The 13,057-nt window shown below is 53.9% G+C and carries 10 protein-coding genes; 6 read left to right on the top strand and 4 right to left on the bottom strand.

Annotated elements, in window-relative coordinates:
• The first annotated feature begins 207 nt into the window (after window positions 1-207).
• A complete protein-coding gene (locus tag J4G78_RS07960) occupies window positions 208-2,547 on the top strand; it encodes a TonB-dependent receptor (protein ID WP_207989920.1) in 2,340 nt (779 codons plus the stop codon).
• Between the two features lie 101 nt (window positions 2,548-2,648).
• Here J4G78_RS07960 and J4G78_RS07955 read toward each other — a convergent pair whose 3' ends face one another.
• Complete coding sequence (locus J4G78_RS07955; RefSeq protein WP_207989918.1) at window positions 2,649-4,988, bottom strand: thiamine pyrophosphate-binding protein; 2,340 nt, start codon at window positions 4,986-4,988, stop codon at window positions 2,649-2,651.
• A gap of 204 nt (window positions 4,989-5,192) precedes the next feature.
• Here J4G78_RS07955 and J4G78_RS07950 point away from each other — a divergent pair, with 204 nt between their 5' ends.
• Window positions 5,193-6,707 carry an aldehyde dehydrogenase family protein gene (locus tag J4G78_RS07950; RefSeq protein WP_207989916.1) on the top strand — a complete coding sequence of 505 codons (1,515 nt, stop codon included), beginning with the start codon at window positions 5,193-5,195 and terminating at the stop codon, window positions 6,705-6,707.
• Between the two features lie 4 nt (window positions 6,708-6,711).
• Here J4G78_RS07950 and J4G78_RS07945 read toward each other — a convergent pair whose 3' ends face one another.
• Genes J4G78_RS07945 through J4G78_RS07935 form a run of 3 tightly spaced genes read right to left on the bottom strand, consistent with a single transcriptional unit; the run spans window position 6,712 to window position 9,627 of the window.
• Window positions 6,712-7,629 carry a polysaccharide deacetylase family protein gene (locus J4G78_RS07945; protein ID WP_207989914.1) on the bottom strand — a complete coding sequence of 306 codons (918 nt, stop codon included), beginning with the start codon at window positions 7,627-7,629 and terminating at the stop codon, window positions 6,712-6,714.
• A 13-nt stretch (window positions 7,630-7,642) separates the two neighbouring features.
• On the bottom strand, window positions 7,643-8,422 hold the full coding sequence (locus J4G78_RS07940; protein WP_207989911.1) for a maleate cis-trans isomerase family protein: 780 nt from the start codon (window positions 8,420-8,422) through the stop codon (window positions 7,643-7,645).
• Window positions 8,422-9,627: an FAD-dependent oxidoreductase gene (locus J4G78_RS07935; protein ID WP_207989909.1), complete on the bottom strand. Its 1,206-nt coding sequence runs from the start codon at window positions 9,625-9,627 to the stop codon at window positions 8,422-8,424. Before J4G78_RS07935 ends, J4G78_RS07940 begins: the two co-directional genes overlap by 1 nt.
• 199 nt (window positions 9,628-9,826) lie before the next feature.
• Between J4G78_RS07935 and J4G78_RS07930 the strand changes: the two genes are divergently transcribed.
• From J4G78_RS07930 to J4G78_RS07915, 4 genes are read left to right on the top strand one after another with little or no spacing between them, the layout of a single operon-like run.
• Window positions 9,827-10,789 carry a phytanoyl-CoA dioxygenase family protein gene (locus tag J4G78_RS07930; RefSeq protein WP_207989907.1) on the top strand — a complete coding sequence of 321 codons (963 nt, stop codon included), beginning with the start codon at window positions 9,827-9,829 and terminating at the stop codon, window positions 10,787-10,789.
• A 7-nt stretch (window positions 10,790-10,796) separates the two neighbouring features.
• Window positions 10,797-11,621 (top strand): isocitrate lyase/PEP mutase family protein, encoded by an 825-nt coding sequence (locus J4G78_RS07925; protein WP_207989905.1) that lies wholly within the window; start codon window positions 10,797-10,799, stop codon window positions 11,619-11,621.
• A gap of 15 nt (window positions 11,622-11,636) precedes the next feature.
• Entirely contained in the window at window positions 11,637-12,368 is a 732-nt protein-coding gene (locus J4G78_RS07920) for a glutathione S-transferase family protein (protein ID WP_207989903.1), read from the top strand.
• A complete protein-coding gene (locus J4G78_RS07915) occupies window positions 12,365-13,051 on the top strand; it encodes a glutathione S-transferase family protein (protein WP_207989901.1) in 687 nt (228 codons plus the stop codon). Before J4G78_RS07920 ends, J4G78_RS07915 begins: the two co-directional genes overlap by 4 nt.
• Window positions 13,052-13,057 lie beyond the last annotated feature (6 nt).

Below are 13,057 nucleotides of genomic sequence, written 5' to 3'. Positions count from 1 at the left end.
AGGCACAAGCTTGATCGGGGCCTTTAGTGATTGGGCAGCAAAGATTCTCACGATGTTAAACTATCCGATAGGTGGATAGGGATTTAATTGAACCAACATTCCGCGAAAATTTGAGCAAGCTTGGATGATAGCTCGGGGACAACCGTCAGGATAGGCGTGTTGATAATATAACTGTTCCAAAAGGTTCAGATTTCATGGAGGTAGAAAATGCGCGTTCAAAAAGTGAGTCTATTGGCTCTGGCCGCAGCCACTGGTTTTGTAATTCCAAGCGTTGCCGTTGCACAAACGTCTGAGGCTGCCGAAGTCGATGATGGCAATATCATCGTCGTAACAGCGCGTAATCGTGCTGAGAATATTCAGGACGTTCCTCTCGCTATCACAGCCTTTGACGCGGAAGATATATCTCGCCAGGCGATTCAGGAATTGGACGATGTTGCGCGTTTTACGCCAGGTTTCAGCTTTGAGGATTTCTCCGGCGGTATCGGCACACCGGTTATTCGCGGGCAGGCCCAGACACGCGTCACCGCTCTGGAATCGAATGTCTCAACCTTTTTGGACGGCATATATATACCGCGTGCTTGGGCTGTGGACCTCGGTACAACAAGTCTTCAGCGTATTGAGATCGTCAAGGGCCCGCAAAGCGCGCGCTATGGACGCAACGCTTTTGCAGGCGCAATCAACTATATTCCCAGGAAAGCCGAGATTACGGGAGAGATTTCCGGCGAGATCGAGGGCACAATTGGATCTGACGAGCGCTATGATATTGGCGGTTTTCTAAACTTCTCGGTCAATGAATGGTTTGCCATTGCAGGTTCTTACGAATATTCATCTTTTGATGGCTCTTGGGATAATGACCACCCGTTCGCCGACAGTCTGGACTTGGATCGCGGTACATCCGGTAATGTCGGTGGCCGGGACAATCAGGCCATTTCGGTTTCAGCAGCGTTCAAACCGTTAGACGGGGTTCGCCTGGAAGCGTCCTACAACCATTTTAACAGAAAAGAAGAAGCCCGCGCGAACCGCTATCTGGCGGAAGTTCTGGGTGATTTCAATTGTGGTTCCAATCGCACCATTTTCGGCGTGGGGCCCAATCCTGCGCTAATCTGCGGCGATTTGCCTGCACCGGGAGATTCAGTCATTGTTGACCCGCGGGCCTACGGCGTCCATTCAAAGACCGGCTTTTTCCGGGCCAATCTGGAAATTGATGTTTCTGATGCGCTGACATTCAGCTATTTGTTCGGCAACGTAAACGGCGATGTTGATATTGCGGTCAGCGGCGAACCGGAGCCGATTAACTGCGGAACGCTTGTTGCGGGGCGGTGTAATTTCCAGAATACACCGGTCGGCAGCATGGATTACGACTCCCATGAGGTGCGGCTCAATTTTGACAATTCGGGTCAGTTTCGGGGAGCAATCGGGGTCTATTATTCCGATGGTACGGACATCACGACATTTACGAGCAACAATTTAAATCCGATCGTAAGTGCCGATGATCCTTTTCCGGGCGATCCATTCGCCTTTCTTTTGGGAGACACCACCACCGACACCGAAATCAAATCGATTTTTGGTGAAATTCACTGGACATCAGCAAATGGCGCACTTCGCCTGGGAGCAGAAGGAAGATATTCCGAGACAGAGATTACAGCGATAGACAACCGCAGGTCTCTGACACTAAGCGATACGTTTAAAGACTTTGCGCCGCGCTTCACGGCCGAATATGATCTCAGCGATGAGAGTCTTCTTTTTGCAACGGTTGCAAAAGGTTCAAAGGCCGGTGGTTTTAATCCGACCGCGCTCGCTCCGGAGAACCAGGTTTTTGACAAAGAGACCAACTGGACCTTTGAAATTGGTTCCAAAAACACCTTCCTGGGCGGTGATCTTCGTCTCAACGGATCGATATATTACACGGATTGGCGGGATGTCGTAATCAATTCTCCCGATCCGGATGCGACTGACCCGAATGCCACCGCAATTGCCCAAAATCTTGGCGGTGCATCAATCTATGGTATTGAGCTTGATGCTTTCTACCAGATAACCGACAACTTGAGCATTGATGCGACCTTCTCGCATTCCGAGGCAACATATGATGATGGCACCATCGATCAGCGCTTTGCGCGGACACGTGGTACGCCGGGTACGCCCTTTTTCATCTCCGCACCTTGTGATGATGTGGTGTGTAACTCCAATGGCGATGTTGGAGGCAATGATATTGAACGTACACCGCCGACCCAGGCATCCTTTGGTATCCAGTGGGAGGGAGAAATCGGCTCCGGAGATAGCAATTATTATCTACGGACGGATTTCAGCTATCAAAGCGACTTTTTCGCATCGACGGCCAATGTCGGGACAATTCCGGACCGCTTTCTGGTCAATGGCAGTGCAGGCGTTACCTTCGGAAACTTTTCTGTAAATGCCTGGATACGCAATGCTTTTGACAAAAAATATGTGTCGAATGCTTTCGTTGTGGTTCTGCCTTTCGGTACCACCTATGGTGAATTTTTCGGTGAGCGGCGCACATTTGGCCTGACAGGCAAAGTTAATTTCTAATCGCTTGTGTCACAAAGCCTTTGGCTTCGTCACGCATTGCCGGGCACCTTGGGGGAGGTGTCCGGCAATTTGATTGTGATTTCTTGTTTCCGCGATTGTGCTCAACCCAAAAATAGTTCAGCCGCTGCATCGATAATCGCGTTCTCGTCTATCCGGTAGGCATTGTAGAGATCAGGCAAGTCTCCGGTCTGGCCAAAGCGATCAGTGCCGAGAGGACTGACCTTCATGCCTCGCACAGCACCCAGCCAGGACAGGGCTGAAGGAGAACCGTCGAGAACCGTGATCAGGCCTGCATCCGGTGATAATTCGTCCAGCATCAGGCCGGCATGACAGGCGCTATGATCTTGTCCTTGCCAGCGCGCTGCACGTTGCTGTGACCATCCGCGATGGAGCAGGTCGGGTGATGTCACGTTGAGCAATCCCAATCCGGGGATATCCGTGACCAGACTGTCATAAGCCTGCAGCACTTCCGGTGCTATGGCTCCGGTAAAGGCAATGGCCGCTTCCGCGCCTTTGGCGGGTCTGCGTAACCAATAGGCGCCCTTGAGTGCATCCGCTTCCCAGCTGTCATTTTCACGCTCTATTTGCGCGATCGAACGTGTGCTGAGGCGCAAATAAACGGAACTGCCGTCTTCGCACTGCATATGATCAAAGGCCCAGCGCATCATCAACGCCACTTCGTCAGCCCAGACCGGCTCGAAATAGATCAGGCCGGGTTGCCCTATCCCGATCAATGGCGTGTTGATAGACTGATGGGCACCGCCCTCCGGTCCCAGCGTGAGGCCGGACGGTGTTCCGACCAGCAGAAAGCGGGCATCCTGATAACAGCCATAGTTGAGCGCATCGAGGCCGCGGGCAATGAAGGGGTCATAGACCGTCCCCACAGGCAATAAACGCGTTCCGAAATGCGGGGCCGTCAGCCCCATTGACGTAAGCATCAGGAAGAAATTATTCTCCGCTATGCCCAGCTCGATATGCTGGCCTGCGCCATGTGCGGACCATTTTTGCGCGGACGGAATTTTCGCCTGCTGGAAAACGTCAGCCACTTCCTGACGCCGAAAAAGACCGCGCTGGTTCACAAAGGCACCGAGATTGGTTGTCTGGGTAACGTCGGGAGCCGTCGTAACGATCCGGTCGCCGATTTCTTCTCCCGATTTTGCAAGATCCAGAAGAACTTTGCCAAACGCAGCCTGGGTGGATTGTTCCGCACCCGCTGGTACTTCGAACCGATCCGGGACGACGACCGGAGCGGCCTTTGGTTCCGGTTTCTGCCTTGCAAGCGCGCTTTTTTCGACGAAAGCTTTCAGCTGTGCTGCCGCATTATCGCCCAGTCCGCCATAGGCTTCCCACTCAGCGCCTTGCTCGATTCCCAGGCTCTTGCGATAACCCTCCATCTGCGTCGGGTTCATCATGCCGGAATGATTGTCCTTGTGACCAGCCAGAGGCAGGCCAAAGCCCTTCACGGTATAGGCAATGAACAGTGTTGGTCGCTCATCATCACAAGCATCAAATGCATCCGACAGCGTTTCGACACAATGGCCGCCGAGATTGGTCATCAGATCGGCAAGTGCATCATCATCGAAACCGGCGAGCAGTTTTTTCACATGGGGCTTGCCGCCGATATCGTCGATCAGCCGCTTGCGCCATGCCTCGCCGCCTTGATAGGTCAGTGCGGCAAAATCGGCATTGGGGCAGCTGTCGATCCATTGTTCCAGCGTCTTGCCGCCGGGTTTCTTGAATGCCGCCTGTTGCCGCTTGCCGTATTTCAAGGTGACCACGCGCCAGCCGCAGGTTTCGAAAATATCATCAAACCGGCGGAACATGCGGTCTGCGGTCGTGCTGTCGAGCGACTGCCGGTTGTAGTCGACCACCCACCAGCAATTGCGGATATCATGCTTGTAAGCCTCGATCAGGCATTCATAGATATTGCCTTCGTCCAGCTCGGCATCACCCATCAGGGCGATCATCCGCCCGGCATCGCTCTCTTCCATTTGACCATGGGCGATCAGATAATCTTGCATCAAACTGGAAAAAGCGGTCACCGCCACACCAAGGCCGACCGACCCGGTGGAAAAATCGACCGGGATGGTGTCCTTGGTCCGCGACGGGTAGCTTTGCACGCCGCCGAGGCCGCGAAAGCGTTCCAGCTTTTCCTGGCTCTGATTGCCGAGCAGATAGTGGATGGCATGGAGCACAGGGCCGGCATGGGGCTTGACCGCTACTTTGTCCTGCGGCCGTAACGCATGAAAATATAGCGCTGCCATGATCGCGGTCATTGATGAACAGCTCGCCTGGTGGCCGCCAACTTTCAGCCCGTCACGCTTTTCCCGGATGTGATTGGCATTGTGCACCGTCCATGATGACAGCCACCGCAACCGTGATTCCAGCAGTTCCAGCATCTGCATTTCATTTGATGTCTTGGTGTTCGTTTTTGTGGTCATGATTTCGGCGTTCCAGATGAGTTGCAACTACACATAGACATCATGGTCTTTATGCACCAGCTTAGGAATTGCACCCTGTCCATCTGATGGACAAAATCAATTGTGCATGTTTCGGTTGGCGTGAAGCTCTCTATTGTCACTTTTCGGAATGGCGCTTTCTCGCGGCGGATGCCATTTCTGGTCACCAGAAATTGAGGATATTATATGCAAGAGATCAATCTTTCCATCCCCCAGCCGGGTCCGGCTGCGACAAAGTTTCTGGAAAAAGGCATATATTCCAATCTCGTAAATGGCGAATGGTTGTCATGTCAGAGCGGTGAAACCTTCGATACGCTCGATCCCGCGACTGGCGAGGTGATCGGAAAGCTTCAACGATCAGGAGCAGAGGATGTCGACAAAGCTGTCCATGCGGCGCGTAACGCTTTTGCAGATGGTCGATGGTCGAAAATAACCCCGATGGAACGCAGCCAGATGCTGTGGAAAATAGCGGGCCTGTTGGAAGCCAATATTGACGAGCTGGCTGAACTGGAAACGCTGGATCAGGGGAAAGCATTATATGTCGGGCGCTGGGCGGAAATTCCCGGTGCAGTGAACCAGTTTCGATATTTTGCCGGGCTGGCGACCAAGATCGAAGGGGCAACCATTCCCACGTCGATCAACTACCAGCCGGAGGGCAAAGAGGTTTTTGCCTATACTCAAAAAGAACCGGTGGGCGTGGTCGGTGCGATTGTGCCGTGGAATTCGCCCCTGGTTCTCACCGCAATGAAGCTCGCTCCCGCTTTGGCGGCCGGGTGTACGATAGTATTGAAGCCAGCGGAGAACACATCGCTGACCGCAGTCAGGCTGGTCGAATTGATGCAGGAAGCCGGGCTGCCCGACGGCGTGATAAATCTGGTAACGGGTTTCGGACATGAGGCAGGCGCGGCTTTGGCGGAACATAAACATGTCGATAAAATCGCGTTTACCGGTTCGACGCAAACCGGCCGCGCGATCATGAACGCGGCGCAGGGCAATTTGAAACGCATAACATTGGAGCTTGGCGGAAAGTCGCCCGTCATCATCATGCCGGATGCCGATATTGATGCCGCCATTCAAGGCGCTGCCAATGCGATATTCTTCAATGGCGGACAAGTGTGTATCGCGGGGTCCCGCCTCTATTGCCACGGGTCGATCATGGATAAAGTGGCAGAGGGAATTGCCGCCATTGGCGGACAGATAAAGCTCGGCCACGGCCTTGATCCGGAAACGCAAATGGGACCGCTGGTTTCGAAAGAACATAGCGCCAAAGTTGCCGCCTATATTGCGGACGGCAAATCGGCGGGCGCCTCGATATTGTCGGGAGGTGAAACGGGTGGTCCCAATCAGAGTTTTGTCGAACCGACAGTGATCACGGATGTAACCCCGGATATGAGCATTGTCCGCGAAGAAATTTTCGGGCCGGTGGTCGTTGTCACCCCGTTTGACGACACTGACGAAATTATCGCTGCTGCGAACGACAGCGACTATGCGCTGGCAGCCGGCGTCTGGACCGAAGGCCTTTCGAACGGCATGCGTATGGCGGGGCGCCTGAAAGCTGGCACGGTCTGGGTCAATGGCCACGCCATGTATGATGCGTCCCTTCCCATTGGCGGGATGAAACAGTCGGGTTGGGGCCGCGATAGCGGGCAGGCTGCACTGGAAAACTATCTGGAGCTAAAGACCGTCTGCGCGATCATCTGACCCTTCAGCCGAGTTGCCCCGGAAAATGGGCTTCGTGATTGTCGGCATACCAGTCAGCAATCTCTTCTCTTGTCGCCCACCATATGCCGTCCAGCCCCTGCGCATATTCAATAAATTCCCGCAAGGCGCGGATGGTATAGGCGCGGCCCGATACATGGGGATGCAGGCCAACATTCATGATTCGTCCGGTTTTGGCGCCTTCCTTGTGCAGCACCGTCAGCTCCTCGATCAGCAGGTCGCGATATTCGTCAGTGGTGCGGGCGTTGCGGGTTAATATGGTGAAGTCATTGATGACATTGGAGTAGGGTGTGGCGACTATCGGCCCTGCATCCGTGCGGATCATATAGGGCTGGTCATCATTCATAATGTCACAGTAAAATTTGAAACCTTCCTCGACCAATATGGTCGGCGTGTTCAATGTCCCGCGCAGCGACGAGGACAGCCAGCCTGTTGGCCGTTTGCCAGTATGTTTTTCGTACATCTCGACGGAGCGGCGAATAATGTCGCGTTCGGCGTCGATATCATCGTGGAAGTCTGTCAGCAGTTCGCCCTGCTCATGATTATGGGCGATCAGTTCCCAGCCGCGCTCCAGACAGGCATCGGTCATCGCCTTGCGCCGCTCAAACGTGACGGCATTTGTGGTGCACCCTGCCTTTGCGCCAAGCTCGTCAAACAGATCGAACATCCGCCAGATGCCGATTCGCTGGCCATATTCACGCCAGCTATAATTGGGATAATCGGGTATCCGCCCGGCCAGTGCATTGGGCAGCAAGGCAGGGCCACCGGCATAATAGGGCTGGTCCGTGTCTTTCACGAGATCCCAGGTTTCCAGATTGAAAGTGAACATCAATGCCACTTTTGCGCCATTCGGCCATTTCAGCGGTGCACGCTCGGGCAGCGGGACATAATCATAATCAAACATCTGTATGTCTTTCCTAGAATTCTTCCATCAGGCGACCAAAGCCGCTGACCTGATCGGTGATATCATTCTGGCGCAGCGCGTTCCAATAGGTTGCGGTGTTGATCGCGATGACGGGTTTGCCCAGATACATTTCCGCTGCCGCTGCCAGCCGCGTCATCGACAGGTTGGTTCCAACCTGTACGAGCGCATCAACATCATCGCCATCAAGAGCGTGCAATTCTTCTCGCAACGTCTCGGTTGGCACCTGCGCAATCGAAGTCCAGCTGGAACAGCGCAGGCAGGTATCGCGGACGACCTCAACCCCATGATCGGCCATGAAATGGGCAACATGGGCGTTGGCGGACGGATAATAGGGCGAGAGCACGACAATCTTTTTGATCCCGCCATAGGCTTTGAAAGCCTCGATCAGCGATTGGGATCCTGTACATAATTTCAGACCCGCCTCGCTCTCGATATTTTCGCGCCATTTCTGCGCCCCTTCTGCGCCACCGTAAAAGGTAACAGCGGACATGCCCATGACCAGATAGTCGGGATTGCAGGTCAGGACACCGCGCACCGCATCCAGCGTATTGCGGGAAATTTCCAGCGTGCCTGCCATGAAGGTTTCATTCGAGATTGCCTGCGCATCTTCCACGACAATCCGGCTGTAATGATTGGTCACACCGCGCACACGCAAATCATCAAAATCCGGCTGGACGACGGTGTTGGTAGACGGCCCAAGTACGCCGAACAATTTGCGATAACCAAGAGCGTCGGGATCAGGGCGGGGTTTTGGATTAGATTTCAGGGGCATCAGGCGACCAGCTTTTCCTGTTTCAGACTTTCAATCATCGATTGCCGCAACAGGAAGCCTTCGCGCGCTTCCGGGTCACTGTGGACACGCTGCATTTCTTCTTTGCGGCGCTTATGCTCTTCGCTCTCGCCTTCGGCCAGATATTGCATATTTCTGATTGTCTGTGCCTGAATAAAATCATGGGTTGTTTTATGACGTTGCCGTTCGAAAATGCCCAGAGCTTCGTCGGCATCCGCGCCTTTGTTATAAATGCGCGCAAATTTGTCGCACAAATTAAATGCATCGTGAATGCCGCTGTTCATGCCAAAACCCCCAATCGGGTTATTAAGATGCGCCGCATCACCAATAATCGCAACCCGGTCATGCATGAACCGCTTCGCCACCCTCTGATGTACACGGTAGATGGTGCGATGCGCAGTCTCCACATTTTCGCCATTGCCGACCAAGCGATCAAACACGTCGTTTTTCTTCTCATCGGCCAACAGCTCTTCATCCGGCTGTTCTTCCTTGGCAGGGACGAGCACCCGCCAGAGCGATGGCACTCTCAGCAGAACCATCCATTCCTTGGGATCTGAGACATAATTGACATGGCATAGATTCGGCAGTTTCTGTTCCAACGGTTCCGTGGTGGTGTAGCAGAGAAATTTTTCCGGGTAGGTGAAGCCATCAAAATCCGTATCGAGCCATTTGCGGATGATGCTGTTCGATCCATCAGCTCCGATCAGATAGTCCGCACGAATCTGGACAATCTCTTGCGGATTTTCAGCATAGACATCGACCCCGGTCTGGTCCTGATCAAAGCCAACGACGCGATGTGCGAAGCGCACGTCCGCGCCGGGCAAGTTGCGTACGCTGTCTGACAACATGCGAGAGAGATGATATTGCTCGCACTGCACGCGATAGGGAAAGGGCGTGTGGTCAGAAATCTCACCCATGTCAAAGTCGATCACTTCCCCCGTCTGGCGCTCCCTGAAATGATAAATCGGCGCTTTCAGGCCTTTTTCGATCAGTTTTTCGGTGATGCCAAATTGATCCAGCATTTCCAGTGTTGGGGGATGAAAGGTCGAGGCACGCAAATCCAGTGCGCAATCACAGCCGGATTCCAACAGGATAACGTCTATGCCGTTACTTGCCAGGAAATAGGCTGCGACGCTCCCAACAGGTCCTGCACCTGCGATTACGATCTGTGTTTTCAGATGCTGCATATATATTGCTGCTCCAGCGTTTGTGTGTTTGGCGCCATAAGCAATTACACGGGGCGTGGAGCGCTGTTCTGTTCTACTATTCGCACTGCGGTGACACCGTTGCCAAAACTATCCGTCGAGTGGATATTGATCCCTCTGAAAGCCCTGATCCGAGTCTGCTTGGTTATAAGAGGGCCGAATTGATAGAGGACAGAATATCATGGCTTTAAACAAACGCCCGCTTCGCGACGTCACGCAACAGGATATTGACGATTATGCGAGAGATGGTGCCGTCTGTCTGCGCAGCGTGTTGGATCGCGACTGGATCGACTTGCTCGAACCGATTGCCCGAGAGGTTATAATCGACAAAAAGGATGTCGGTTTGCTGCCAACTATACCGGGCCGTTATATGGCGCGATGCATTGAGGAATATCGCCGGTTCGTCTTTGAATCACCGATTGCGGAGGTTGCAGGCAAAGTCATGCAGTCAAAGGAGATTCGATTTTTCTTCGATGAATTTTTCGCCAAGCCGCCGCAATCTGATGCCAAGACCCTTTGGCATTGTGACCGGATGGGCTGGCCGGTTAAAGGCAACATGGTGCCCTCCATCTGGATACCATTGACGCCGATTGTGAAAGCCAATTGCCTCGAAGTTCTAGCGGGCACGCAGCATGATGATGTGCCTTACTGGCTGTTTTCACCTAACGCGCGAAAGATGATCAAACCGGATGATCGGGTGCCGCATCCGGAAATTGAGAGCAAGCGCGGGGATCCGAATTTGCGTTTTCTGTCGTGGGACATGGACCCTGGTGATCTGCTGATTGTGCATCCATGGGTGCTGCATTATTCCGCCGGTAATCCGACCGATGACTGGCGTGTCGCCATCTCGGAACGGGTGTTCGGTGATGATATTCGCTGGGCGCCGCGTCCGGATTGTGTGAATCTGGCCGGGGTCAGTTTTGACGAAATGCTCGAAGGCGAAAAGCCCGAAGGCTCCCACTTCCCGCTTCTATGGTCTGAAGATGGCCGTGCGGATAGCGATGCGCATTTCCCGCAAGGCTTCGCGACGCGCTGGCCAAAGCAGGAAATGGCCGGCGTGAACGAATATAAGGCCTTCAAGGAATTGAAGGTGAAGGAAGATGCCGGGGAGCTTTCCCGCAAGGACAAGGCGCCTGCGAACTGAAGCTTCTGTGACTTTGGCTAAAAAATTACGCACGCGATTGCAGCAGCGAGAGATTGTCATCGCGCCGGGCGTATATGACGCGCTCAGCGCCTATCGGGCTGAAGCCGCAGGCTTTGAGGCGGTATTTGTTTCCGGTTCTGCTTTGGCTGCTACCCATTTGGCGCGGCCGGATATAGGGCTGCTGACCGCGAGTGAGACTGCAGAGATTGTTGCTCGGATTGGTGATCGCATCGAGATTCCGATGCTGGTTGATGCAGATCAAGGCTTTGGCAATGCCTTTGCTGTTGGCAGAACAGTCGGGATGCTGGAACGGGCAGGGGCCTCTGCCATTCAGATTGAAGACCAGCAGGAGGTAAAACCGGCTAACAATCCGCTTTCCCGCCTGTTGATCAGTCAGGAAGCCATGGTTGATAAGATCAAGGCGGCCCGCGATGCGCTAACCGACGCGGACGTCCTGATCAGCGCGCGCAGCGATGCCATGACCACAGAAGGGTTTGAGCGTGCATTGGAACGTGTCCATGCCTATGTCGAAGCGGGCGCTGACATGGTCTTCGTAGAATCTTTGACTACGCGGGCCCAGATGGATGAGCTTGTCCGGCAGATGGACGGCAAAGCGAACTTGCTGCATAACTTGCTCCGTGACACGGATGAAGTGACCGATGCTAAAACAGCGCAGCAGATTGGATATAGTGTCGCGCTTTTCCCCGGCACGGCGCTCGGCGCCGTCGGTGCGGCATTGGACCGGGGTTTTGCGGATCTAAAAAACGCGCCTGAACTGCGCGGTGGTGGGTCAAAAATCGATCGCATCGGCGCTGATGCCTATTTGAAATAGAGGAAGATATTGATCATGAAACTTTTTTACTCCCCGTTTCACAGCTTCATTCACAAGGTTCTGGTCACCGCGCATGAGTGCGGGCATTGGGACGATATTGACTTTGTTCCGACCTTCCCGTTCAAGAATCTGGACGGGGAAGATCAGGGCGATGCTTACAGTATCGTGGCGCTCAACCCGCTCGGTAAGGTACCGACGCTTGCTACTGACACCGGCCAAGTCATTTATGGCAGCCAGGCGATCTGCGAATATTTTGATGTCAACAGTAAGGCGCGCAAAATGTATCCGGCGCCGGGCCCGGCCCGCTGGGATGCGATCACCCGGCTGGCATTGGGGGACACGATTTTTGAAACGACGGTGCAAATGGTGGCCGAACAATGGCAGGAGCCCGAGCAATGGAATATGCGGGTTTTTGAATCCTTATGGCCGAAATATATCCGCGCCCTGGATGGGCTCGAGCAACAGGCGGGCAGCTGGACGGATTTTGATATTGGCCATGCGTCGCTGCTGCACGCGATCAGCTATCTCGGTTTTCGCGCGGAATTTTATGAAGCCAAAGATCCGATCCATCCCGATTTCCGGTGGCGCGATGGTCGTCCGGCGCTGTCGGACTGGTTTGACGCAGCGATCGAGCGCCCTTCGGTGCAGTCGCATTACAACAAGGATTTTGAAGGCGATACCGGTGCCAAACGCTGTCAGCAGGCGGTGCAGGACATACTCGCCTTGCAGAAGGAGCATGCCCGATGATCGATTTTTATTACTGGCCGACGCCCAACGGGCATAAAATATCGATCGCGCTCGAAGAGTTCGCACTCGATTACCGGACCATATCCATCAACATCCTGCAGGGCGAACAACATATCCCGGAATTTCTGGCCATCAGCCCTAATAATCGCGTGCCCGCAATCGTTGATCATGAGGGTCCCGCTGGCCAGCCCCACGCGGTCTTTGAATCGGGTGCCATATTTCTCTATTTTGCGCAAAAGACCGGGAAATTCTGGCCGGAAGAACCGGTGCAGCAATCCATCGTAACGCAATGGCTGTTTTTCCAGAATGCCAGCGTTGGCCCCATGTTCGGCCAATGTGGCTATTTTAACGGCTATGCGAAAGAGCGCGTCGAACATGGTATTGAGCGCTATTGCGGCGAAACAAAGCGGCTTTATGGCGTGATCGACAAACGGTTGGGAGAGCAGGAATATCTGGCGGGCAGCGACTATTCAGTCGCTGATATGTCGACTTTTCCCTGGATGACCGAAAAGCAGCAAAATTTGCACGGGATCGACGTCACCGCATTTCCAAATGTCGAGCGCTGGCTAGCCACCGTCGGAGCGCGTCCCGCTGTTCAGCGCGGCCTTGCGGTCATGGAAGATGACCTTAAAGTCGGCAATCCTACGGAGGAATCATTCAAGGCCATGTTCAATCAGAAGTGATGGCGT

It is taken from the genome of Parasphingorhabdus cellanae (assembly GCF_017498565.1).
GTDB classification, from domain to species: domain Bacteria; phylum Pseudomonadota; class Alphaproteobacteria; order Sphingomonadales; family Sphingomonadaceae; genus Parasphingorhabdus; species Parasphingorhabdus cellanae.
This window is presented reverse-complemented; position numbering and strand designations above follow the sequence as displayed.